Here is a 24,085-nt window from a genome sequence, read left to right on the forward strand (position 1 = left end):
AACAGGAGCTCGACAATGAACTACGAAGATATCCTCTATGACGTCACCGACGGCGTGGCTACCATCACCCTCAACCGCCCGGAGCGCTACAATGCCTTCCGCGGCCAGACCTGCATGGAGCTGCTCGATGCCTTCAACCGCGCCGGCTGGGACAAGTCGATCGGCGTTATCGTGCTGACCGGCGCTGGCGACAAGGCCTTCTGTACCGGCGGCGACCAGGGCGCCCACGAGGGGCAGTACGACGGCCGAGGCATCATCGGCCTGCCGGTCGAGGAGCTGCAGACCCTGATCCGTCAGGTGCCCAAGCCGGTCATCGCCCGAGTCAACGGCTTCGCCATCGGCGGCGGCCATGTGCTGCACGTGGTCTGTGACCTCTCCATCGCCTCCGAGAACGCCGTCTTCGGCCAGGTGGGCCCCAAGGTCGGCTCGGTGGATCCCGGCTTCGGCACCGCCTATCTGTCACGGGTCGTCGGCGAGAAGCGCGCCCGGGAGATCTGGTACCTGTGCCGCAAGTACACCGCCCAGCAGGCGCTCGACTGGGGGCTGGTCAACGCCGTGGTGCCGCCGGAAAAGCTCGACGACGAAGTGCGCAAGTGGTGCGACGAGATCCTCGAGAAGAGCCCCACCGCGCTGTCCATCGCCAAGCGCTCCTTCAATGCCGACAGCGAGAACATCGCCGGTATCGGGGCGCTCGGCATGCAGGCCCTGAGCCTCTACTACGACACCGAGGAGTCGAAGGAGGGGGTCACCGCCTTCAAGGAGAAGCGCAAGCCCGAGTTCCGCAAGTATTACAACCAGTGATGCCACCAAAGCGTTGAGGGCAGGCGCCGTCGGCCTGCACGGCCGACGGCTTATCCCATGTGCATGGAGATGGTTATGAACTTTGCCTTTACCGAACAGCAGGACGCCATCCGCGAGAGCGTCGCCAAGCTGGCCGGCGACCTGCTGGCACCCCGCTATCGCCAGCGCGAGATGGACGGTCGCATCGAGCGCGAGATCGTCGAGCAGCTCGGCGAGATGGGCTGCCTGGGCGGCGAGCTGCCGGAAGAGTACGGCGGCAGTGGCCTGGACTGCGTGACCAGCGGGGTGATCATCGAGGAGATCGCCCGCGGCGACTTCAATGTCGGCTACCTGCCGCTGCTCGCCTCACTGAACGGCCAGATCATCGCCCACCATGCGCGGCCCGATCTGGCTCGCGAGTGGCTCGCCGGCATCACCTCAGGCAGAAAAATCTGCTGTATCGCCCTGACCGAGCCCCACGGCGGTAGTGACGCCGCCAACCTCAAGCTCAGGGCCACCCGCGACGGCGAGCACTTCGTGCTCAACGGCGAGAAGACCTCGATCTCCATGGCCGACCAGGCCGACGTGGCGGTGGTGTTCGCCCGCACCGGCAGCCAGGAACAGCGCGCCGGTGGCATCAGCGCCTTCCTAGTGCCCATGGATCTCCCCGGTATCTCCACCAGCCGTTTCGAGGATTCGGGACAACAGGCCATTGGCCGCGGCTCGATTTTCTTCGACAATGTGGCGGTGCCCGCCGATCACATGCTCGGTGACGAGGGTCAGGGCTTCAAGCAGGTCATGCAGGGCTTCGACTACAGCCGCGCGCTGATCGGCCTGCAGTGCCTGGCACTGGCCCAGCAGTCGCTGGACGAGACCTGGCAGTGGCTCACCGAGCGCGAGGCCTTCGGCCAGCCGCTGGCGGCCTTCCAGGGACTCACTCACCCCCTGGCCGAGTACCAGACTCAGGTGCAGGCCGCCCGCCTGCAGTGCTACTACGCTCTGTGGCTGAAGGATCACGACCTGCCCCACACCACGGAAGCGGCGATGTGCAAGTGGTGGGGGCCCAAGCTGGCCTTCGATGTCGTCAAGCAGTGCCTGCTGGCCCACGGCCATACCGGCTACGGCGAGGACCTGCCCTTTGCCCAGCGCCTGCGTGATGTGATGGGCCTGCAGATCGGTGACGGCACCGCCCAGATCATGAAGAACATCATCGCGCGCCAGTCGGCCCCACGGTAAAGGCCATCATCAAGACCCGGAGCCCTGTCTTTGCTGGTGGCGCCAAGTGTTGACACAGGAGTAATCCCGATGGATCAGGACGATAAGAGCGTCGCCAACCGGTTATTTTTTCGGCTTTTCCAAGCCAGCAACATCTTGCAGAAGCAAACGGTCAATGCCGTTGGACTCACTACGGTGCAGTGGGCGGTACTGGGAGCTCTTTCCCGTAGTGGCTACGAAGAGGGTATCGCCTTTCATGATCTGACCGAGTACTTGGTCGTCAGTCGGCAAAACTTGGATGGTGTCCTCAAACGTCTGGAACGGGAAGGTTACGTGCGAAGAACGCCACATCCTGACGATGGTCGCGCTCGACTGATCCTGCTGACTCCAGATGGCCGGGACTTTTGGGCAAGTATCCAGCAGAAAATTCGGTACTTCTATACTGAAGGGCTCAAGAGTATGGGTTTCGACGAAACCGTCAGCCTGTTGCACTATTTAAACAAGTTGCAAAAGGATCTCGAACAGATACAACCATACCCGACTGAAGAGGGTGTTGAGAATAACGTGCCTCAACTTTAGCTGACCTCGCTCCCTCTATACTAGGATTCTTTCAAAACCGCTATACAGGGAAGGTGGAAGCACCCATGAAAACCACGCTAAATTTCGGACACTCCACTGATGCGCCCCTACCAGATTAGGATATTCAATACCGAACTCGCCAGGGCCCCTTGAGCTTGCAGAGGCTCATCATCTTGGTTCCCAATCCTTGAGCATTGTTTCGTCGGCCAGCAGGCAATAAAGCTATAAATAATGTACATATTACAGGAGACCTGCCAATGACTGAAGGAACCATAGGTGTGGTTGGGGTCGGAACCATGGGCCAAGGAATCGCCCAGATCCTAGCTACGAGCGGTCGAAATGTTCTTCTCTATGATGTGGCTACCCCTCAGCTTTCTCATGCCCATGAAGCCATCTCCAAGGCACTCTCACGGCTGGTCGAGAAGGAAAAACTGAGCGATGACGCCCAGGCCGCGGCCCTAGGGCGACTGCGTGGCACCAACACTATGGAGGAGCTGGGAAATTGTGAAATTATTATCGAAGCCGCCCCCGAGGAGCCAGCACTAAAGAAACAGCTTTTCCGGGACCTCTCTCGACTGAGTAAAGATACCATTCTGGCCTCGAACACTTCATCGCTGTCCCTAACTCAGCTGGCTGCAGTATGTGAGCATCCTGAAAGGGTGGTAGGTATGCACTTCTTCAACCCCGTGCCAGTGCTCAAGCTGGTCGAGGTGGTTCGTGCGGAGCAGACCTCAGACGCTACCATAGCCCGTATCGAGTCGTTATCCCTCCAATTGAACAAGATCGCAGTGAAAATCGTTGACTCCCCAGGGTTCGCTGTCAATCGCTTGCTGATCCCGATGATCAACGAGGCGATTTTCCTTGTTCAGGAGGGTGTGGCTTCTATGAAGGATATTGACCGAGCCATGCAGTTGGGGGCTGCTCATCCCGTGGGGCCGTTAGCGCTAGCCGACTTGATCGGCCTGGATGTCTGTCTGGCGATTATGGAAACGCTTCAGGAAGGCCTTGGTGATCCTAAATATCGGCCTTGCCCTTTGCTCAGCCGCATGGTGGCCGCCGGCCACTTGGGCCACAAAAGCGGTCGTGGCTTTTACGTCTATACTTGAATACGCCAATCGCAAGGTCATGCATCAGACAAAACTTCATAGCGAACATCGAAAATTCCGGTGAAATACGCATCATCCTGCCTAATCTCTGGATTGCACCTACGCAAAAAATTGCACTGAAATCCGACAGAAATAGCGCACAATAAAAATTAAAAGCATTAACGGAGTTACGATGACTCATGACCAAAAATATTGGCTAAAAAGCCCTTTCCCAGAAAACATCACTCCAGAATTTCTTGAAACCCTGGACCCATCTAACAATCGCAGAACTTTGTACTGCATGGCAGAGGAAACGCGCTTCTTAAAGCGCCATACAGTCTTGTCACCAAGGCAATTCCGTTATCGAAAACGGTGAGCGTCGTCATAAGTTTGAGATAATTTTGGCCTGTTAGCCAGAGCCCTAATGAGCCGGAAATTCGAGACTGCCCAAAGGTAGAATAAAAACGCCATGGCGAATCGCCATGGCGAAAAACGCGCAATGAGCGCTGGAAGGGTCAGTCCAGGGTATCGAGCGCCAGCAGGTAACCCTGACTGCCCAGCCCGGCGATCACGCCGTCGGCGCGGTGCGAGACGTAGGAGTGGTGGCGGAATGCCTCGCGCTTGTGGATGTTGGAGAGATGCACCTCGATGACCCGACCCTCGTAGGCGTTGAGGGCATCGAGGATCGCCACCGAGGTGTGGGTGTAGGCGGCCGGGTTGATGACGATCAGATCGGTGCCGTCGGTCCGTGCGGCCTGGATGGCATCGATCAACTCGCCCTCGTGATTGCTCTGCCGGCAGGCGATCTCCCAGCCGTTGATCGCGGCCTTTTCATAGAGCCGGTTGTTGATGTCATCCAGCGTCTCGTGACCGTAGATCTCGGGCTGACGGGTGCCCAGCAGATTGAGGTTGGGGCCGTGCAGCACCAGGATCTTGTGGGTACTCATGGGGGTGGTCTCCAGCGAAGCGTCGAAATCGGGGCCGGCGCCGGCGAGGGCCGCCTGGGCGTCCGGCCCCGCTATCTTCGCAGAAGCACCGCAAGGCAGCGACAGGTCACGCTCACTTCTCGGCCTGCTGGAACGACGACGACACGCTGAAGTTGGTCGAGTTGAGCCGCTGCACCTCCCGGCGCAGCTGGCGACGCTCGCGACGCGAGGCCAGCCGACGGGTGTCCCAGGACGTGGGGGTCAGCGAGCAGTAGCGGTCGTTGTCCTGGAGCCGGAAGGAACGCACGGCGCCAATCGGCATGTCCTCCGGTCCGTAGATGCCGATCAGCCGGATCGTCAGGCTCCTGAACTCGAGGTCACCGCAGGGCCTGTGCCCTTCCATCTCGATGCCCTCGTCACGCGCCATGCGGCGAATCAGGCCGTCGAAGGTCCCGATGTGCAGGAAGTCGCCCGAACCCAGCGGGCCCTGGCGCGTGTTCTCGGCCAGCGGCCGGTCGTGCGCGGCGGGCCGTTCGCCGTCCTTTTCGACCGACTCGCCTTCGTTGTACTGCATCTCGAAGTCGGTGACATCCATCACGATGGTCCCGTGATTCGTCTCCAGCTCGGCGATGATGTACTCGATGAAGATCGACTCGGCGCTCATGTTGCTGATGATGCACAGCGCATTGATGTCCTTCTGCTTGCCGCGGTTGATGATCAGCCGCGGGCGGCGCTGGCGCCGGAACCCCCAGTAGAGCAGCTGCGCGTAGACCAGCCAGATGCACAGCGTCCCCAGGTTGGTGAAGACGGTCAGCACGGCCTTGTGCTGCGCGATCCACTCGAACATGGCTTCTCCCTTTGCCCGGTAACATGAAGAACGCGCCTCCCGCGCGCTCGTGACGCGTCGCAAGGCTAATGGCGTCCCCCGGCGGCGGCATTAGCCTGCATCAAGCATAGTCAATGGTGCCGCGTCGCCCTGGGCCGCCGGATCAGTCATCAGCGGCGGGCTCCAGCCAGGCCCGCCACAGCGCCGTCACCGCTTCCCGATGGGCGTGGAAGGGGGCCTCCTCGACAGGGCCGCTCGCCTTGGCCAGCGCCCGCCGGTGGCTGGTGTCCCGGTAGGCCAGGTAGGCATCGTGCAGCTGGCGGGCCTGCTCGCCGCTCAGATGCCGCGTCGCTTCCAGCGTCTCGATCAGGCGCATGTTGTCGCTCCACTCGAGCAGCGCCGGTTCCGAATGGCTCAAGGCCAGCACGGCGTACTGGCAGAGAAACTCGATGTCGACCATGCCGCCGGCGTCCTGCTTGAGGTCGAAGCGCCCCGCCTCGCGCGCGTCGGCGCGACTGCCCAGATGCTCGCGCATCCTGTGGCGCATCTTGACCACCTCGTCGCGCAGCGTCGCCGGGTCACGCTCCCGCCCCAGCACCTCGCCGCGAACCGCCGCGAAGCGTTCGCCGAGCGCGGCATTGCCGGCCACCACCCGGGCGCGGACCAGCGCCTGGTGCTCCCAGGTCCAGGCCTCGTGGCGCTGGTATTCGGCGAAGGCATCGAGGCTGGTGACCAGCAGCCCGGCGTTGCCCGAGGGCCGCAGGCGCATGTCGACCTCGTAGAGGGCGCCGGCCGGCGTGACGGCGGTCAGCAGGTGGATGATGCGCTGCCCCAGCCGGGTGTAGAAGACGCTGTTGTCGATCGGCCGCGGGCCGTCGGTGCTGCCCTGCAGGGCGCCGTCGTGCAGGAACACCAGATCGAGATCCGAACCGTAGCCCAGCTCGATGCCGCCCAGCTTGCCGTAGCCGACGATCAGGAAGGCCGGCGTGTCGGCCGTGGCCCGCGAGCCGTCGTGGCGCTGCGGACAGCCGTGCTTGCGGACCAGGTGGCGCCAGGCCATGCCCAGCACGCGCTCCAGCACCACCTCGGCGATGAAGGTCAGGTAATCGCTGACCTTCATCAGCGTGCGCGCGCCGGCGATGTCGGAGGCCGCCACATGCAGCACCTGGGCATGCTTGAAGATGCGCAGCGCCTCGAGCCGGGCCTCCTCGTCGTCCTCGGGAATCCGCGTCAGGGCCTGACGCAGCTCGTCGGCCAGCCGCGCCTTGTCGGCCGGCGAGTAGAGCGTCGCCGGGGTGAGCAGCTCATCGAGCAGTACCGGGTGGCGGGCCAGCTGCTCGGCGATCCACGGGCTGGCGCCGCACAGGTGCATCAGGTGCTCCAGGGCGTCGGGGTTCTCGCGCAGCAGGGCCAGATAGGCGGTACGCCGCAGCACCGCCTCGATCAGCGGCAGCACCCGCTCCAGGGCGACCGTCGGCGCCTCGCTGTCGGCCGCGGCATCGAGCAGCAGCGGCATCAGGGCATCGAGGCGCTCGAAGCCGATCCGCTGCATGCCCTGCACGGCCCGGGACTGGCGCAGCGCCGCGACCCGGCGCAGGGCGCCCGCCACATCGTCGAAGCCGGCCTCGGCAAGCTGTTCGCGGGCTTCGTCGTCGTCCAGCTCGCCACGCCACAGGGCCCGCCATTCGCTAAGCGGCACACGCCGCGACGCCGCCTCCCTGCCCTCTGGGGTCTCGGTCGGAGCGTCCTCCTCGTCGGCCTCGGGCTCGGCGATCACCGCATCGAAGTGGCGGCGGATCCGCTCCCGGGCCTCGCCGAGATGCGCCATCAGCGCCGGCCAGTCCTCGAAGCACCAGCCGTCGTGGCTCATCCCCAGCGCCACCCGCTCCTGGTCGATGGCCGCCGAGGGCAGGGTCTGGGTCTGGCGGTCGTCGAGCGCCTGCAGGACATGCTCCAGGTCGCGCAGGAAGACGTAGTCCGGCTCGAGCTCGTCGACCACCGCCTGGGGCAGCAGCTCCAGCTCGGGCAGGTGCGCCAGCGCCTGGCGCAGCGAGGTGACCTGCAGTTCGGTGTCGCGCCCGCCGCGGATCAGCTGGAAGGCCTGGACCACGAACTCCACCTCGCGGATGCCGCCGGGGCCGAGCTTGATGTTCTCGTCCATCCCGCGGCGGCGCACCTCGCGGTTGATCAGCGCCTTCATCTCGCGCAGCGACTCGATGGCCCCGAAGTCCAGGTACTTGCGATAGACGAACGGCCGCAGGCTCTCCAGCAGCTCGCGTCCGGCATCGAGATCGCCGGCCACCGGGCGCGCCTTGAGCATGGCGTAGCGCTCCCACTCGCGGCCCTGGTCCTGATAGTAGCTGGCGAGCATGGCGAAGCTGCCCACCAGCGGCCCGCCGTCGCCCAGCGGACGCAGGCGCATGTCGACACGGAAGACGAAGCCGTCGGCGGTGGGCGCATCCAGCGCGGCGATGAGCTTCTGCCCCAGCCGGGTGAAGTACTCCTGGTGGTCGTATTCGCGCCTGCCGCCCTGGGTGGTGCCCTTCTCGGGAAAGGCGAAGATCAGGTCGATGTCGGAGGACAGGTTGAGCTCGCCGGCCCCCAGCTTGCCCATGCCCAGCACCACCAGCCGCTGCGGGGTGCCGTCGGCACAGGGCGCGGGCAGCCCCCAGCGCGGCGCCAGGTGCTGCTCCAGCCAGTCGAGCGCCCCCTCCAGGCAGCACTCGGCCAGCCGCGAGACGCTCGCCGCGGTATCCCACATGGTGTGGCCCTCGGGGCGCGCCAGATCCCGCCAGACGATGCCCAGCAGGCGGGCGTTGCGGAACCGGCGCAGTGCGGCGTGCAGCTGCTCCTCGCTGTCGACCCCGTCCAGCGCATCTGCCAGCCAGCCGTCGAGGGTCGCCCGGTCGGGCGCGGCATCGAGCTCGGCGTCGGCATCCAGCTGCGCCAGCCAGCCCGGATGCCGAACCAGCACGTCGGCGGCGAAGTCGGACACGGCCAGCACCCGCGCCAGCGCCGCGCGGCGCGACTCGGACAGCGCCGCCCAGGCCTCGCCGGGCGGGTCCATCTCCTCCCGGCCGGCCCGCTCGTCGGCCTGCACGAGGGCGTCCCGGCAGCGCGTCTCGATCTGTTGCAGGCGCTCCTGCAGCGACGAGGGAAGGTCCATCAGGGGCAGAAAGGCGTCGGGCAGCGCCATGGCAGGGCTCCGTGCGGTCGGTGAAGATACCCCCAGCATAACCAAGCGCCCGGCGACACTGAACCGCCGCACACGGACAAAAAAACGGCGGCCCGATCGCTCGGGCCGCCGTCGTTGACGTTGGCCGTGAAAGGCCGACGGTCGGGCGTTACAGCAGCAGGCGACGGATATCCGTGAGCACCTGGCCGAGGAACGCGGTGAAGCGCGCCGCGTCGGCCCCGTTGACCGCCCGGTGGTCGTAGGACAGCGACAGCGGCATCATCAGCCGCGGCTGGAAGGCCTGACCGTCCCAGACCGGTTTCATCTGCGACTTGGAGACGCCGAGAATCGCCACTTCCGGCGCGTTGACGATCGGCGTGAACGCCGTGCCACCGATCGAGCCGAGGCTCGAGATGGTGAAGCAGCCGCCGGTCATCTCCTCGCGCTTGAGCTTCTTCGACTGCGCCTTCTTGGCCAGCTCCACGGACTCCTTGGCCAGGTCGACCAGCGACTTCCTGTCGGCGTCGCGGATCACCGGGACCATCAGGCCGTCCGGGGTGTCGACGGCGATGCCGATGTGGACGTACTTCTTCCACACCACCGTCTCGCCGTCGCTCTTCAGGCTGACGTTGAACTGCGGGAACTTGCGCAGCGCGAAGGCGGCCGCCTTGATCAGGAACGGCAGCGGCGTGAGCTTGGCACCCTGTGCCTCGGCCTCGGCCTTCATCGACTTGCGGAAGGCTTCCAGCTCGGTGATGTCGGCCTCGTCGAACTGGGTGACGTGCGGCAGGTTGACCCAGCTGCGGTGCAGATTGGTGGCGCCCATCTTCATCAGGCGGCCCATCGGCTTCTCTTCGATCTCGCCGAACTGGCTGAAGTCCTGATCGGGGATCGGCGGAATGCCCGAGCCCCCGGCCGCCGGCGCGGCCGCCGCGGGTGCGCCGCCCGCCGACTTCTGGCTCATCACCTGCTTGACGTAGGTGTGCACGTCCTCCTTGAGCACGCGTTCCTTGGGCCCGGAGGGCTTGACCTGCGCCAGGTCGACGCCCAGCTCGCGGGCCAGCATGCGCACCGCCGGGCCGGCGTGAACCAGCTTGCCGTCGCGCGGCGGCTCGTTGGCCACCTGGGCCTCGGGGCTCGGCGAACCGGCAGGGGCCGCCGCCGGCTTCTCGGCCTGGGCCGCGGGCTTGCTGCCGCTCTTGGAGGCCTCGGTCTTCTTCGGCTTGGGCTTGGCACCCGCCACCTCGATGTAACCGATCAGGTCACCCTCGGAGACGGTATCGCCCACCTTGACGCTGATCTCGACCAGCGTGCCCTTGTAGGGGCTGGGCACGTCCATGGAGGCCTTGTCGGACTCCAGGGTGATCAGCGGGTCTTCCTCGTCGATCGCATCGCCGGCCGACACCGCGACCTCGATGATCTCGACGTTCTCGCTGCCGCCGATGTCGGGGACGCGGATCTCCTTGCGCTCGGGCTCGCCCGATGCTTCCTCGGCGTCGTCGCCCTGCGGCGCTTCCGCCTCGGCGCTCTCGTCGGCCTGCGCCGACTCGTCATCGGCCGGGGTGGACTCGGCCTCATCGCCGCCCTCGCCCTCGATCTCCATGGTGCCGATCAGGTCGCCCTCGGAGACGGTGTCGCCTTCCTTGACCGCCAGCGACACCAGCTTGCCGGTATGCGGGCTGGGCACGTCCATGGAGGCCTTGTCGGACTCCAGGGTGATCAGCGCGTCCTCGGCATTGACGCTGTCGCCCTCGGCCACGGCCACCTCGATGATCTCGACGTTCTCGCTGCCGCCGATGTCGGGGACCTTGACCTCCACCGTGCGCTTGCCGCCGCCCGTGGACTTCTTCGCGGCCTGGCCGCCGCCCTTCTCGCTCTTCTCGGCCGGCTTGTCCTCGGCCTTCGGGGCGTCCTCGGCCGGTGCCGACTCCTCGGCGGACTCGTCACTGCCGCCACCCTCGGCTTCCAGCTCGAGGATGTCGTCGCCCTCGGAGACGGTATCGCCTTCCTTGACCAGCACTTTGACGACCTTGCCGCCCTTGGGCGCGGGGACGTCCATGCTGGCCTTGTCGGACTCCAGCGTGATCATGGTGTCCTCGGGGGCGATGACATCGCCCTCGGACACGGCCACCTCGATGATCTCGACGTCTTCGCTGCCGCCGATATCGGGAACTTTGATGATTTCGCTACTCAAGGTCGCGCTCCTTCCAAATCGTGCTCGGCGCGGACGGGCCACGTGTCCTTCAGCGTAGCCCGTCCGGCGTCAGATCAGCCGTGAACGGTCTCAGGAGACCAGCGGGCTGGGCTTGTTCGGATCGATGCCGTGCTTCTTGATGGCATCGGCCACGACCTTGCGGTCGAGCTCGCCGCGATCGGCCAGCGCCTTGAGGGCGACCACGGTGACGAAGTGGCGGTCGACCTCGAAGAAGTGGCGCAGCTTCTCGCGGGTATCCGAACGGCCGAAGCCGTCGGTACCGAGCACGTGATAGTCGGTCGGCACCCAGGCGCGAACCTGGTCGGCATAGAGCTTCATGTAGTCGGTCGAGGCGATGACCGGCCCCTTGCGGCCTTCCAGGCACGCCGTGACGTGCGGCTTGGCCGGCTCCTCTTCGGGCTTGAGGAAGGCCTGACGGTCGATCTCCAGCGCCTCGCGACGCAGCTCGTTGAAGCTCGGCACGCTCCAGATGTCGGCGCCGATGCCGTACTCCTCCTTGAGGATCTCGGCGGCCGCCTCGACCTCGCGCAGGATGGTGCCGGAGCCCATCAGCTGGACATGGGCCTTGTCCTTCTTGCCCGAGACCTCGCGCAGCAGGTACATGCCCTTGATGATGTCATTCTCGACACCTTCGGGCATTTCCGGATGCTCGTAGTTCTCGTTCATCACGGTCAGGTAGTAGAAGCAGTTTTCCTTGTCCTGGTACATCCGCTTCAGACCGTCCTGAACGATCACCGCCAGCTCGTAGGAGTAGGTCGGGTCGTAGCTGCGGCAGTTGGGAATGGTCGAGGCCTGGATGTGGCTGTGACCGTCCTGGTGCTGCAGACCTTCGCCGTTGAGCGGCGTGCGCCCGGCGGTGCCGCCGACCAGGAAGCCGCGGGCCTGCATGTCGCCGGCCAGCCACGCCAGGTCACCGATGCGCTGGAAGCCGAACATCGAGTAGTAGATATAGAACGGCAGCAGCGGCATGTGGTGGTTGGAGTAGGAGGTCGCCGCGGCGATCCACGCCGACATGGCGCCCGCCTCGGTGATGCCTTCCTCGAGGATCTGCCCGGCCTTGTCCTCGCGGTAGTACATGATCTGGCCGGAATCCATGGGCTCGTACTTCTGCCCTTCGGAGGTATAGATGCCGAGCTGACGGAACATGCCCTCCATGCCGAAGGTCCGCGCCTCGTCGGGGATGATCGGCACCACCTGCTTGCCGAAGGCCTTGTTCTTGACCAGGCCGTTGAGGATGCGCACGAACGACATGGTGGTGGAGACCTCGCGATCCCCGGAGCCCTTGATCTGGGCGGCGAAGGTCTTGTCGTCCAGCCCCGGAATCTCGATGCTCTCGAAGTCGTGCTTGCGCGCCGGCAGATAGCCGCCGAGCTGCTCGCGACGCATGTGCAGGTACTTGATTTCCGGGCTGTCTTCCGACGGCTTGTAGTACGGCATGACGCCGCTGTCGAGCTGCTCGTCGGAGACCGGGATGGCGAAGCGGTCGCGGAACTTCTTGAGCGCCTCGGTATCCATCGACTTGATCTGGTGCGCTTCCATGTCGGCTTCACCGGAGCCACCGCCCATGCCATAGCCCTTGACGGTATGCGCCAGGATTACCGTCGGCTTGCCGTTGGCGTTGCTGACCGCCTCCTGATAGGCCGCATACACCTTGTAGGGGTCGTGCCCCCCACGGTTGAGCTTCCAGATGTCCTCGTCGGACATGTTCTCGACCATCTTGGCGGTCTCGGGATACTTGCCGAAGAAGTGCTCCCGGGTATAGGCGCCGCCGTTGGCCTTGTAGTTCTGGTATTCGCCGTCGACGGTCTCGTCCATCAGCTTCTGCAGCACGCCCTTGGAATCCTGCTCGAACAGCGGGTCCCAGAAACGGCCCCAGACCACCTTGAGGACATTCCAGCCGGCGCCGCGGAATACGCCCTCCAGCTCATCCATGATCCGCGAGTTGCCACGCACCGGGCCATCGAGACGCTGCAGGTTGCAGTTGACCACGAAGATCAGGTTGTCGAGCTTCTCGCGGCTGGCCAGGTGCAGCGCGCCCAGCGATTCCGGCTCGTCGCACTCGCCGTCGCCGAGGAAGGCCCAGACCTTGCGATCCTGCATCGGCTGCAGGCCGCGCGAATCGAGGTACTTCATGACGTGGGCCTGGTAGATCGCGGTGATCGGCCCCAGGCCCATCGACACGGTCGGGAACTGCCAGTAGTCCGGCATCAGCCAGGGGTGCGGATAGGAGGACAGGCCATTGCCGTCGACTTCCTGACGGAAGTTGTCCATCTGCTCCTCGGTCAGCCGGCCCTCCAGGAAGGAGCGCGCGTAGATGCCCGGAGACACGTGGCCCTGGATATAGATCAGATCGCCCTTGAAGTCGCCCTGCGGGGCACGGAAGAAGTGGTTGAAGCCGACTTCATAGAGCGTGGCACTGGACATGTAGCTGGCCAGGTGGCCACCCAGTCCCTTGTGCTTCTTGTTGGCCCGGATGACCTGCGCCGCCATGTTCCAGCGGACCAGCGAACGGATCTTGCGCTCCATGAACAGATCGCCCGGCATGCGTGCCTCACGGTGCACGGGGATCGTGTTGCGATGGGGCGTCGTCACCGAGAAGGGCACCTGACGACCGTCGCGACGGAATCGATCGGCCAGCCGGCTCATCAGGTACTGGGCGCGCTCTTCGCCCTCTCGATCCAGGACCGATTCCAAGGATTCCAGCCATTCCAGGGTTTCGGTCGGATCGATATCTTCTCTTGCCTCCAGACTCATAGACGTCTCTCCGAATGAAGATAGGGTGTCGGTCTGCCCTCCCGCTGGATCACAGCATCGGGGCATGTAGCGCTCTTCAGTGCGGGCCGACCTTCTGCGGGTCGTGTCTCCGTGTCCTTCGCGGTGTAATGAAACTACAGACACGCATGCGAAAGTGACAGATTCTGGGTTCGAAGATACCGCAAACACTGCAATCTGCCAATTGAGCTTAACCTGGAAATCTTTTCCAAAGTCTTCATTGCGCTGCAATATTAGCCACTTCCATGACAGTCGTCATCACCGCGGCTGCCGTGTAGTGCAGCTACCGCAAGGTCGGCCGGGGCGACGCCAGGCATTGGCGGAAATAGGCCCAGTCGAACGCCGGCCCCGGATCGCTCTTGCGCAGCGGCGCGATGCGCGCATGACTGGTGATGCGCCGCGCATCCAGGGCCGGATAGACGGCCAGCAGAGCGCGGGTCACCTCGGCGAGGCAGCGGTACTGGCGCTCCCGATAGGGGGTGATTTCGTCACCTTCCAGCTCGATGCCGATGCTGAAGTCGTTGAGCTCGACACGCTCGCGTTCGCCGTCGAACCAGCGCGAGCGCCCGGCATGCCAGGCCCGCCGCGTGAAGGGCACGAACTGTACGCACTCGCCGTCACGGCGGATCAGCAGGTGCGCCGACACCCGCAGGCCGGCGATGGTGGCGAAGAAGGGGTCGCCCGCCGGGTCCAGGGTGTTGGTGAACAGCCGCTCGATGGCATCGCCGCCGAACTCGCCGGGCGGCAGGCTGATGGAATGCAGCACCAAGGCCGAGATTTCCCCCGCCGGCCGCTCGTTGGCATTGGGCGACACCACCTGCCGCGCCGGCACCAGCCAGCCATTCTCGATTCTCACGCGCGTCTCCCCTGCCGTATCGGATGGGCTTTCCCTATAATGACGGCATTGTCGCCTATCACTAGCAAGGACAGCCATGCACTACCATGAGGCCCTCGCCGAGGAGATCCGCACCAGCACCGCCCGCCTGCTCGCCGAGGACGTCGGTCCCGGCGACATCACGGCGCAACTGATTCCCGAGCGCCAGTGGGCTCGCGCGCGGGTGATCACCCGCGAGGCGGCCGTGCTGTGCGGTGTGGCCTGGGTCGACGAGCTGTATCGCCGGCTCGACCCCCGGGTCAATCTCACCTGGCACGCCGCCGACGGCGACCGGCTCGCGCCCGATCAGGTGTTCGTCGAGCTGGAAGGCCCCGCCCGCAGCCTGATGACCGGCGAGCGCGCGGCGCTCAACCTGCTGCAGACGCTGTCCGGCACCGCCACCCGCGCCCGGGCCTATGCCGACCGGGTCGCCGACACCGGCGTGCGCCTGCTGGATACCCGCAAGACCCTGCCGGGACTGCGCCTGGCCCAGAAGTACGCCGTGACCTGCGGCGGCTGTCACAACCACCGCATCGGGCTCTACGACGCCTTTCTGATCAAGGAGAATCATATCGCCGCCTGCGGCGGCATCGCCGCGGCGGTGCGCGAGGCGCGCAGCATCGCCCGTGACCTGCCGGTGGAAGTGGAAGTGGAGAATCTCGAGGAGCTGGACCAGGCACTGACGGCCGGTGCCGACGTGGTGATGCTCGACAACTTCTCGCTCGATGACCTGCGCGAGGCGGTGGCGCGCACCGCCGGCAAGGCGACGCTGGAAGCCTCGGGCAACGTCAGCGACACCACCCTCGAGGCGATCGCCGCCACCGGCGTCGACTGCATCTCGATCGGCGCGCTGACCAAGGACGTCAAGGCCATCGACCTGTCGATGCGCGTCGAGCACGTCGAGAGCCGCTAGGACACCCCCCGACGCGGCCCGGCCGGCGCCGCGTCGAGTTCGCGATCCATGCGCACCCGCGGCAGTGACTCGCCCTGGCGCTCGACCCATTCGTCACCCAGGCGCCGCCAGCCGCGGCGCGCCAGGCCGTCGGCCAGCACCAGGCTGGCCTCGATGGTCACCCGGCTCAGGCCGCGCTCGCGCAGCAGGCTTTCCCCGAGTTCCAGCAGGCGTGCGCCGATGCCGCGACGCGCCAGCGACGGCCAGACATAGAGCGTCACGATCCGCCCTTCCGCGACATCGAGCTCGCAGAACCCCACGCAGCGCCCGTCGCATTCGGCGACCAGGGTGGCGTACAGCGCCTGCCGCGCCGACCAGGCACTGGCCTCGCGGGGCAGCGCGCTGACCCAGGCCTCGCGCTGGACCAGCGTGTAACGACCGGCGGCCCCCTGCATCACGGCATGATGGAAGACCTCGGCCTGGTCCGCCGCGTCGCGGGGCAAGGCCTCGCGAAAACGAATCCGTTCATCCATGGCTTGCTCCTCGCCGGCCTGTGTCCGTCGACTTCATTCATCACCGGCCCCATTGTGCCCGGCCACGCCTCGCTCGTCGCCGGGCGCGACAGCGGGCATAATGGCGCCATGCACGATCATGATCCCGCTCCGCCCGAGGCCTTCACCCTGACGCCCATCGGCCGCATCGTCAGCGACTACCCCGACAAGTTCGGCATCCCCCGCCAGCCGGGGCTGGCGCCGGAGGCCCGCGGCCGGCTCGAGCTGCTGGCGCCGTTCGACGACCCGCTGACGGTACGCGGCCTGGAAGACGTCAGTCATCTGTGGCTGACCTTCCTCTTCCACCGCAGCCCCGAGCGCTGGACGCCGCTGGTGCGGCCGCCGCGACTGGGCGGCAACGCCCGCATCGGGGTGTTCGCCACCCGCAGCACGCACCGCCCCAACCGGCTGGGGCTGTCGCTGGTCGAGCTCGCCGGCATCGACACCCGCAACGGGGTCTGCCTGCACCTGCGCGGTCACGACCTGGTCGACGGCACCCCGGTGCTCGACATCAAGCCCTACCTGCCCTGGGCCGAATCGCCGCCCGCGGCACGCGCCGGGTTCGCCCCGGCCCCGCCCGTCCGGCTGCCGGTGCGCTTCAGCGACCGTGCCGCCGGCCAGCTGGCCGAGCGCGCCGATGGCGAGTCGCTGCACCGGCTGATCGCCCAGGTGCTCGCCCAGGACCCCCGTCCCGCCTACCGTCGCGGCGCCGAGGCGCGACGCTACGGCGTCCCGCTGCGCGACGTCGACGTGCGCTTCCGGGCCGTCGCCGACGCGGACGGCGGCGGCGTGGCCCTCGAGGTGCTCGAGATCGTGCCGCTGGCCACGCCGCGTCCCTGAGCCGCCGGCGCTCTCCCCGGAATCAGTCGAAGGCGATGCCCAGCCGGCGGCCGACTTCCTCGTAGGCCTCGATCACGCCGCCCAGCCCCTGACGGAAGCGGTCCTTGTCCATCTTCTCGAGGGTCTCGGCGTCCCACAGGCGGCAGCCGTCGGGGGAGAACTCGTCGCCCAGCACGATCTCGCCGTGGAACAGGCCGAACTCCAGCTTGTAGTCGACCAGCAGCATGCCGCCGTCGAGGAACAGCTGCTTGAGCACTTCGTTGACCTTGAAGGTCAGCTCCTTCATCCGCGCCAGCTGTGCCGCCGTGGCCCAGCCGAAGGTGATGGCCAGCGACTCGTTGATCATCGGGTCGTGCTGGGCGTCGTTCTTGAGGAACAGTTCGAAGGTGGGCGGATCGAGCTCGATGCCCTCCTCCACGCCGAGGCGGCGCACCAGGCTGCCGGCGGCGCGATTGCGCACCACGCACTCGACGGGGATCATGTCGAGCTTCTTGACCACGCACTCGGTATCGGAGACCAGGCCGTCGAAGTGGGTGGGAACGCCGGCCTCGGCCAGCTTGCCCATGATGAAGGCATTGAACTTGTTGTTGACCAGCCCCTTGCGTGCCAGCGACTCCATGCGCTCGCCGTCGAAGGCGCTGGTGTCGTCGCGGAAATGCAGGATCAGGCGGTCGGGGTCGTCGGTCCGGTAGACCGACTTGGCCTTGCCGGCGTAGAGCTCGTCGCGTTTTTCCATGGGGGAAGACCCTCCGAAGTGAGGCGAAAAACCAGGGCGGGGCGTCAGTCGCGACGCCCCGCCGATCCGTTGGCAGCGTTACACGGCCCGGTCCCCCGAAGGATACCGTTCATGCCACGTCCCGCCAGTCGAAACCATGCGCCTGGGCGGCCACGGTCAGCCGCCCCGTGTCGCCGTCGAGCAGCGGCTCCAGCGCGTCCCGGGCCAGCTCGGGACGGTTGTTCTGCTCCGACAGGTGAGAGCAGACGATGTGCTGCAGCCGGTCCAGCCCCAGCCGCCCGAGCAGGCGGCTCGCCTGGGCGTTGGCCAGGTGCCCCCAGTCGCCGCCGACCCGTCGCTTGAGGCTCGGCGGATAGGGCCCGTCGGCGAGCAGGCGTGGGTCATGGTTGCATTCCAGCACCAGGGCGTCGCAGCCGCGGAAGCGCTCGATCACGTGCTCGCTGGGATGCCCCAGGTCGGTCAGGATGCCCAACGAGCGCCGATGGGCGTGAAAGCGGAACTGCACCGGCTCGCGGGCATCGTGGGGCACGGTCACCGGGTCGATCTCGAGGCCGGCGATGGCGAAGCGCGCCTGGGGCGTGATCAGGGTGTGTCGCGGCACTTCGCCGAGCCGCCGCGACAGCCAGGTGCCGGCGCTGAGATACACCGGCAGGTGGTGACGCCGCGCCAGCGGCCCCACCCCGCGGATATGGTCGCCGTGCTCGTGGGTGACCAGCACCGCCGCGAGCTGGCGCGGATGCAGCCCGAAACGCGCCAGGCGCCGCTCGGTCTCGCGCAGGCCGAAGCCGCAGTCGACCAGCACGTGGGTCTCGCCGTCGCTGACCAGGGTGGCGTTGCCCTTGCTGCCGCTGCCCAGCGAGGCGAAGCGCAATCGGCGTCCGGCAGGCGGGACCGGCGTGGCGTCCGCCGTCATCAGCGCAGGGTGGCGGCCACGGCGTCGAGCACCTCGCGGGCCTCGCGCTCGCCCACCGTCTTGCCGTCGGCGCGGGCGATCCTGACCACGGTACGGCCGGCGCCGGCATCGCTCAGCGACAGGCGATAGCGCTGCGGCGCGTCACTGCCGAACCAGTCGAACCAGCCGCCGTCATCGGCGCTCGAGCGGTAGTCGATCAGCAGCTCGCCGGCGCTGCGGTTCTGGTCGACGAGACGCCGTCCGTCGCCGGTGAAGTTGTTCTCGAGCTGATACTGCAGCTCCGACCAGGCGCGATCCTGCGGCAGCGCCAGCACCAGCTGCCACTGGCCGCCGGCGTTCTGCAGGCGCACACGCTTTTCCTGGCCGATCTGCTGGGCGGCCAGCGAGACCCCCTGGGTGTCGGCGCCGGAGGCATCCAGATAGCCCTTGAGCGCGGTCAGGCACTGACCGGCCTGGGACGCCGGGCCGCTGCAGCGCACTTCGCTGGTCGCCTCGCGCAGCCCCTGGCGCACGCTCAGCTCGGCCTGGGGCGTGACGATCAGCCCCCGCGAGGCGTCCTGGGTGGTGGCCGTCAGCCCGCGGGTCTGGACGAAGCGCTGCAGCTGCGGCCAGACGCCGCCCGGTGCCGCGTTGACCAGCAGCCAGCGGTCGTTGCCCGCCTGGCGCAGCTGGACGTAGGGGGCGTCGTCCTCCTCGCCGCCGGCCAGCGGCCGTGGCCGCGGCGCCTCGAACTCGCCGTCGGCGGCGAAGTCGTTGCTGACGTCAGGCACCGGCATGGCGTCCTGGTAGCGCCCGGCGGGTCGGCTGTCCGGCAGCTCGAGCGGGGGCACCATCTCGGCGCTGCGATACTCGTCGTTGCGGTCGTAGTAGTAGCCGTCACCGCCGCAACCGCTGACGATCACGCCGACGGCAACGGCCAGCGGCATCCATTTGAAGACGGGTTTCATGCTTCTACCTTGTATTGCGTGGGGCCGGGCACGACTCAATCATCGAGGACGCCGGCGAGCTGCAGCGCCTCGCCCACGGTGGAATGGTACTTCTCGGACAGCCAGGTCAGCGGCAGACGAATGCCCTTGTCGGCATACCCCATGCGGTTCAACGACCACTTGACCGGAATGGGATTGGCCTCGACGCCCAGCGCCGTGTGCAGCGGCATCAGGCGCGTGTTGATCTGGTGGGCCCGCTCGGTATCGCCGGAAACCGCCGCCTCGCACAGCTCGTGCATGGCATGCGGCGCGACATTGGCGGTCACCGAGATGTCGCCGTGTCCCCCCATCAGCATGAAGTCGCAGGCGGTCGGGTCGTCGCCGGAATACAGCGCGAAGCCGGTGCCCTTGAGCCGCTCGATCAGTTCCTCGGCGCGCTCCAGGTTGCCGGTGGCGTCCTTGAGGCCGACGATGTTGTCCAGTTCGGCGAGCCGGAAGACGGTCTCGTTGTAGAGATCCGAGCAGGTGCGCCCCGGCACGTTGTAGAGGATGACCGGCAGGTCGCCGCCTTCGGCAACGGCCTTGAAGTGCTGGTAGAGCCCTTCCTGGGTGGGCTTGTTGTAGTAGGGGCAGACCGACAGGCAATAGTCGGCACCCACTTCCTTGGCGTAGCGCGCCAGCTCGACGGCTTCGGAGGTGGCGTTGGCACCGGTGCCGGCGATGACCGGAATGCGGCCGCGAACTTCCTCGACAACGGTGCGAATGACGTCGAAATGCTCGGCGAACGACATGGTGGTGGGCTCGCCGGTGGTGCCGGCGGCGACGATGGCATCGGTGCCATTGTCGAGATGGAAGCTCACCAGGCGACGCAGCGCCTCCCAATCGATCTCGCCGGACGCTTTCATGGGGGTCGCCAGCGCGACAATGCTGCCTGTGATCATCCTGCAGTGCTCTCCTGTTGATCGGCCCGTCCGGTAGCGGCTACCGGGCCGGCGAAACCATCGTGATCGATACCCGGTCCAGAGGCCAAATGGTACTCAGGCGCTCGAGGCCTGTACAGGTCAAGCGCCACCGGCGTCAATCCACCGAGTGGCGGGGGCTTTACAGCCGAGCGCGGCTTGCGTGTAATCGCGGAGTCTCGTCCCGCCACCCGAGGAGTCCATCATGAGCGTCAGTCCCGGCCAACCGGTTCCCGATTTCACCGCCCAGGCCACCAACGACACCACCGTCACCCTCTCCGAGCTGCGCGGCAGGCAGGTGGTGATCTATTTCTATCCCAAGGACCACACCCCCGGCTGCACCACCGAGGGCGGCGACTTCCGCGATCACAAGGCCGATTTCGACGCCGCCAACACGGTGATCCTCGGCGTCTCCCGCGACGGCCTGCGCGCCCACGAGAACTTCAAGGCCAAGCAGGGCTTCAATTTCGAGCTGATCGCCGACAAGGACGAGTCGCTGTGCCGCCTGTTCGATGTCATCAAGCTCAAGAAGCTCTACGGCAAGGAACACCTGGGCATCGAACGCAGTACCTTCCTGATCGACACCGAGGGCAGGCTGGCCCGGGAGTGGCGCAAGGTCAAGGTGCCGGGCCACGTCGCCGAGGTGCTCGACGCGGCCCGGGAGCTCCACGCTCAGTCCTGAAGGTCGACCTGCGGCAACGGCTGGTCCCGCTTCGCCACGCTGCGGGGCCAGGCCTGCACCAGCGCCTTGAGCAGGGTGGCCAGCGGAATCGCGAAGAACACGCCCCAGAAGCCCCAGATCCCGCCGAAGAACAGTACCGCCAGGATGATCGACACCGGGTGCAGGTTGACCGCCTCGGAGAACAGGATCGGCACCAGCACGTTGCCGTCCAGCGCCTGCAGCACGCCGTAGGCGACCACCACGTAGACGAACTGCTCGCCCAGCCCGAAGTGGAAGCCGGCCACCGCCGCCACCGGCACCGTGGCCACCGCCGCGCCGATATAGGGCACCAGCACGGAAAGCCCGACGATCAGCCCCAGCAGTGCCGAATAGGGCAGCCCGAAGAACCAGAAGGTGACGAAGGCGGTGCCGCCGACGATGGCGATCTCGATCGCCTTGCCGCGGATGTAGTTGGCGATCTGGTCGTCCATCTCGTACCAGATGCGGGTCATCAGGGTGCGTTTCTGCGGCAGCAGGGAGAGGGTGAAGCGGGTCAGCGACTCGCGATCCTTGAGCAGGAAGAACACCAGGATCGGCACCAGCACCAGATAGATGATCAGGCTCAGCACGTTGCCTAGCGAGGCCAGCGACAGCGTCAGCGCCCGCTGGCCCAGCTGGGTCGCCTCGCGCCCGGCGGTAGCCACCCAGCTGTCGATCTGCGCCGGGGTGATGACCGTCGGATAGCGGGTCTGCATGTGCTCGAGCCAGGCCTGGACGCTGGTGAACATGCGTGGCGTCTCCTGCACCAGGTCCACCAGCTGGTTCCACACCAGCGGCATGACGATCAGCGCCAGGGCCAGCAGCATGCCGAGGAACACCAGGAACACCACCAGCACCGACAGCAGCCGCGGCAGGCCGTGACGCTCCAGCCAGCCGACCACGCCCTGCAGCATGAAGGCCAGGATCAGGGCGGTGAAGAACGGCGCCAGCATCTTGCCCAGCCAGATCACCGCCGCGAAGCCCAGCACCAGCACCAGCAGCAGGACGATCGCCTCCTCGTCGGAGAAGTAGCGCTCGAACCAGGTCTTGAAGACGGCCTTCATGGTCATGCCCCGCTACCGCCCTTGCGAATCCAGTAGTGATACTCGTCGCCGTGTGTCTCGCGCGCCAGCAGCTCGTGGGCGCCCTGGGCGGCGAACGCCTCGAAGTCCCGCCAGGAGCCCGGATCGGTCGCCCTCACGTAAAGCGTCTGGCCGGATGCCAGGCGCGACAGCGCCTGCTTGGCCTTCAGCAAGGGCAGCGGGCAGCTCAGGCCTCGCGCGTCCAGCTCGTCATTCGGTTGCAGGCCCATGCCGCCTCCCGTGAGAATGGTCGAAAACGCCTCGATTTAACGGCACTTTGTACGGTGAATCAATGTCCGAGCCAGGGTGCCCATCAACGACGAGGAGCGCCATGTTGCGGCTCTTGACGACCACCCTGCTGACGGCCCTGCTGGCCTCGCCGCTGCCGGCCGCCATGGCCGCGCCCTCCGGCGATGCCGCCCTGCCGACGCTGGGCGACAGCGGCGCCGGGGTCTCCCGCGACGAAGCGTACCGGCTGGGACGCGCCTGGCTGCGCCAGTTCCGCGCCCAGACCCGGACCTGGCAGGACCCGATCACCCGCACCTACGTGGCCTCGCTGGTCGCCCGCCTACTGCCCTACAGCCACGTCGGCAACCTTGACTGGACCGTCACCCTGGTGGACAGCCGCCTGCTCAACGCCTTCGCCGTGCCCGGCGGCGTGATCGGCGTCAACCAGGGACTGTTCGCCTTTGCCGACAGCGAGGACGCCTTCGCCTCGGTGCTCGCCCACGAGCTCGGCCACCTGGGGCAGGACCACTTCGCCCGACGCAAGGCACGCGCGGAGGAAACCCAGCTGCCGACCCTGGCGGCGATGCTGGCCGGCATGGTGCTGGCCGCCGGCGGCGCCGGCAATGCCGGCATGGCCGCCATGGCCGGCTCCCAAGCGGCCTTCATCCAGGACCAGCTGGCCTATTCGCGGCGCTTCGAGCAGGAAGCCGACCGCGTCGGCCTGCAGGCCATGGCCGACGCCGGCTTCGACCCCCAGGCCATGCCCGCCATGTTTCGCGCCATGCAGCGCCTGACCAGCCTGCAGGGCGGCAACCCGCCGGAGTTCCTGCTCACCCACCCGGTGACCCAGTCACGGATCAGCGATACCCAGGCTCGCGCCGACCAGCTGCCCAGCCCGCCGGCAACCGACGACGACCCGCGCTACGCGATGATCCGCGCCCGCGCCCTGCTGGCGCTGTACGCCGACGACCCGGGCCAAGCCATGGCCCGGCTTCGCGAGGGCAAGGCGCCGCCCGACGCGCAGCGCTACCTGAAGGCGCTGACCGAAGCCGCCGACCACCGGACCACTCAGGCACTCAGGCAACTCGACAGCCTGGCCGAGCAGTGGCCGGACCTGGCGCTGATCCCGGCGACCGCCGCCGAGGTCGCCCTGGCGGCAGGGGACCTCGCCGCCGCGGCAAGCCGAGCCGATCGCCTGCTGCAGCTGATGCCGGACTACTACCCGGCACAGCTGGTGAAGGCCCGGATTCAGCTGCAGGACGATCCCGCCGCCGCCTTCGAGCGACTGCGCGACATGAGCCGGCAGTACCCCGAGACCCCCCGGGTCTTCGACCTGCTGGCGGCGGCGGCGGGACGCAGCGGACATTCGCTGTGGGGCATGCTGGCGCGCGCCGAGGAACTGCAGCTCACCGGCCACATCGACCGGGCGATCAAGCAGCTCGACATCGCCGAGGAGGACGCCCGCCGGGCCGGCGACTTCGCCATGGCCGGCCGCTTCAAGGCCCGCCGACGGGACTACCTGGATTACCGCAATACCCTGCAGCAGTTCTAGCTGTGTAAACCCATCAGGTTGTTCACGGAAAGGCCCCGCCGGCTGACTGGAGGGTAGTAATCCAGGCTGACCGGCCTGCCGGAGACGCCTGCCGGAGACGCCTGCCGAAAAGGGGGATTCCCGCCCTGAAGGGAGCTTGTGGGAGGGGATTCATCCCCGACAGCGGTGCCTCGGTGGTGCGCTCATCGCGACTGAAGTCGCTTGTATGTTGGAAATGACCCAACACGGGCAGTATGGAGAAGACTTGCCGGGGTGGAGG

The 24,085-nt window shown here is 66.5% G+C and carries 21 protein-coding genes; 8 read left to right on the plus strand and 13 right to left on the minus strand.

Annotated features, from left to right (window positions below; genetic code table 11):
• Positions 1 to 15 precede the first annotated feature (15 nt).
• From G7A98_RS08765 to G7A98_RS08780, 4 genes are all read left to right on the plus strand, one after another.
• Entirely contained in the window at positions 16 to 801 is a 786-nt protein-coding gene (locus tag G7A98_RS08765) for an enoyl-CoA hydratase-related protein (protein WP_163649282.1), read from the plus strand.
• 75 nt (positions 802 to 876) lie between these two features.
• On the plus strand, positions 877 to 2,016 hold the full coding sequence (gene aliB, locus G7A98_RS08770) for a cyclohexanecarboxyl-CoA dehydrogenase (protein ID WP_163649283.1): 1,140 nt from the start codon (positions 877 to 879) through the stop codon (positions 2,014 to 2,016).
• A 69-nt stretch (positions 2,017 to 2,085) separates the two neighbouring features.
• Positions 2,086 to 2,574 (plus strand): MarR family transcriptional regulator, encoded by a 489-nt coding sequence (locus G7A98_RS08775; protein WP_163649284.1) that lies wholly within the window; start codon positions 2,086 to 2,088, stop codon positions 2,572 to 2,574.
• Between the two features lie 257 nt (positions 2,575 to 2,831).
• Entirely contained in the window at positions 2,832 to 3,680 is an 849-nt protein-coding gene (locus G7A98_RS08780) for a 3-hydroxyacyl-CoA dehydrogenase NAD-binding domain-containing protein (protein ID WP_163649285.1), read from the plus strand.
• A 494-nt stretch (positions 3,681 to 4,174) separates the two neighbouring features.
• Here G7A98_RS08780 and aroQ read toward each other — a convergent pair whose 3' ends face one another.
• The 6 genes from aroQ to ampD form a co-directional block, all read right to left on the minus strand.
• Entirely contained in the window at positions 4,175 to 4,606 is a 432-nt protein-coding gene (gene aroQ, locus G7A98_RS08785; RefSeq protein ID WP_163649286.1) for a type II 3-dehydroquinate dehydratase, read from the minus strand.
• 112 nt (positions 4,607 to 4,718) lie between these two features.
• Complete coding sequence (locus G7A98_RS08790; protein WP_163649287.1) at positions 4,719 to 5,432, minus strand: hypothetical protein; 714 nt, start codon at positions 5,430 to 5,432, stop codon at positions 4,719 to 4,721.
• A gap of 142 nt (positions 5,433 to 5,574) precedes the next feature.
• Positions 5,575 to 8,607, minus strand: coding sequence for a bifunctional [glutamate--ammonia ligase]-adenylyl-L-tyrosine phosphorylase/[glutamate--ammonia-ligase] adenylyltransferase (gene glnE, locus G7A98_RS08795; RefSeq protein WP_163649288.1), 3,033 nt, complete (start codon positions 8,605 to 8,607; stop codon positions 5,575 to 5,577).
• Between the two features lie 148 nt (positions 8,608 to 8,755).
• Positions 8,756 to 10,780: a dihydrolipoyllysine-residue acetyltransferase gene (aceF, locus tag G7A98_RS08800; protein ID WP_163649289.1), complete on the minus strand. Its 2,025-nt coding sequence runs from the start codon at positions 10,778 to 10,780 to the stop codon at positions 8,756 to 8,758.
• Between the two features lie 90 nt (positions 10,781 to 10,870).
• Positions 10,871 to 13,555, minus strand: a complete 2,685-nt coding sequence (gene aceE, locus G7A98_RS08805; protein ID WP_163649290.1) for a pyruvate dehydrogenase (acetyl-transferring), homodimeric type — start codon at positions 13,553 to 13,555, stop codon at positions 10,871 to 10,873.
• 301 nt (positions 13,556 to 13,856) lie between these two features.
• Positions 13,857 to 14,429, minus strand: a complete 573-nt coding sequence (gene ampD / locus G7A98_RS08810) for a 1,6-anhydro-N-acetylmuramyl-L-alanine amidase AmpD (RefSeq protein WP_163649291.1) — start codon at positions 14,427 to 14,429, stop codon at positions 13,857 to 13,859.
• Between the two features lie 76 nt (positions 14,430 to 14,505).
• On the opposite strand from ampD, the gene nadC reads away from it, so the two are divergent.
• Positions 14,506 to 15,360 carry a carboxylating nicotinate-nucleotide diphosphorylase gene (gene nadC / locus G7A98_RS08815; protein ID WP_163649292.1) on the plus strand — a complete coding sequence of 285 codons (855 nt, stop codon included), beginning with the start codon at positions 14,506 to 14,508 and terminating at the stop codon, positions 15,358 to 15,360.
• On the opposite strand, the gene G7A98_RS08820 is transcribed toward nadC, so the two are convergent.
• A complete protein-coding gene (locus G7A98_RS08820) occupies positions 15,357 to 15,872 on the minus strand; it encodes a GNAT family N-acetyltransferase (protein ID WP_163649293.1) in 516 nt (171 codons plus the stop codon). The genes nadC and G7A98_RS08820 overlap by 4 nt on opposite strands.
• Before the next feature lie 108 nt (positions 15,873 to 15,980).
• On the opposite strand from G7A98_RS08820, the gene tsaA reads away from it, so the two are divergent.
• Complete coding sequence (gene tsaA, locus G7A98_RS08825; RefSeq protein WP_163649294.1) at positions 15,981 to 16,730, plus strand: tRNA (N6-threonylcarbamoyladenosine(37)-N6)-methyltransferase TrmO; 750 nt, start codon at positions 15,981 to 15,983, stop codon at positions 16,728 to 16,730.
• 22 nt (positions 16,731 to 16,752) lie between these two features.
• On the opposite strand, the gene purC is transcribed toward tsaA, so the two are convergent.
• The 4 genes from purC to dapA all read right to left on the minus strand — a co-directional run bounded on the left by purC (position 16,753) and on the right by dapA (position 20,246).
• Positions 16,753 to 17,466, minus strand: a complete 714-nt coding sequence (purC, locus tag G7A98_RS08830; RefSeq protein ID WP_163649295.1) for a phosphoribosylaminoimidazolesuccinocarboxamide synthase — start codon at positions 17,464 to 17,466, stop codon at positions 16,753 to 16,755.
• A gap of 109 nt (positions 17,467 to 17,575) precedes the next feature.
• Positions 17,576 to 18,379: an MBL fold metallo-hydrolase gene (locus G7A98_RS08835; RefSeq protein ID WP_163649296.1), complete on the minus strand. Its 804-nt coding sequence runs from the start codon at positions 18,377 to 18,379 to the stop codon at positions 17,576 to 17,578.
• Positions 18,379 to 19,326 carry an outer membrane protein assembly factor BamC gene (locus G7A98_RS08840; RefSeq protein ID WP_163649297.1) on the minus strand — a complete coding sequence of 316 codons (948 nt, stop codon included), beginning with the start codon at positions 19,324 to 19,326 and terminating at the stop codon, positions 18,379 to 18,381. The genes G7A98_RS08835 and G7A98_RS08840 overlap by 1 nt, the downstream gene beginning before the upstream one ends.
• 35 nt (positions 19,327 to 19,361) lie before the next feature.
• Positions 19,362 to 20,246 (minus strand): 4-hydroxy-tetrahydrodipicolinate synthase, encoded by an 885-nt coding sequence (gene dapA / locus G7A98_RS08845; protein WP_163649298.1) that lies wholly within the window; start codon positions 20,244 to 20,246, stop codon positions 19,362 to 19,364.
• Positions 20,247 to 20,469: 223 nt separating this feature from the next.
• Here dapA and G7A98_RS08850 point away from each other — a divergent pair, with 223 nt between their 5' ends.
• Positions 20,470 to 20,946: a peroxiredoxin gene (locus tag G7A98_RS08850; RefSeq protein WP_163649299.1), complete on the plus strand. Its 477-nt coding sequence runs from the start codon at positions 20,470 to 20,472 to the stop codon at positions 20,944 to 20,946.
• Here the strand turns inward: G7A98_RS08850 and G7A98_RS08855 are convergent.
• The gene (locus tag G7A98_RS08855) at positions 20,937 to 22,034 is read right to left on the minus strand and encodes an AI-2E family transporter (protein WP_163649300.1); all 1,098 of its coding nucleotides are present in this window, start codon (positions 22,032 to 22,034) and stop codon (positions 20,937 to 20,939) included. The genes G7A98_RS08850 and G7A98_RS08855 overlap by 10 nt on opposite strands.
• Entirely contained in the window at positions 22,031 to 22,276 is a 246-nt protein-coding gene (locus G7A98_RS08860) for a sulfurtransferase TusA family protein (RefSeq protein ID WP_163649301.1), read from the minus strand. Before G7A98_RS08860 ends, G7A98_RS08855 begins: the two co-directional genes overlap by 4 nt.
• Before the next feature lie 101 nt (positions 22,277 to 22,377).
• Here G7A98_RS08860 and G7A98_RS08865 point away from each other — a divergent pair, with 101 nt between their 5' ends.
• Entirely contained in the window at positions 22,378 to 23,826 is a 1,449-nt protein-coding gene (locus G7A98_RS08865) for a M48 family metalloprotease (protein ID WP_163649302.1), read from the plus strand.
• The last annotated feature ends 259 nt before the right edge of the window (positions 23,827 to 24,085 follow it).

It is taken from the genome of Modicisalibacter sp. 'Wilcox' (genome assembly GCF_010993675.1).
Taxonomy (GTDB): Bacteria; Pseudomonadota; Gammaproteobacteria; order Pseudomonadales; family Halomonadaceae; genus Modicisalibacter; species Modicisalibacter tunisiensis.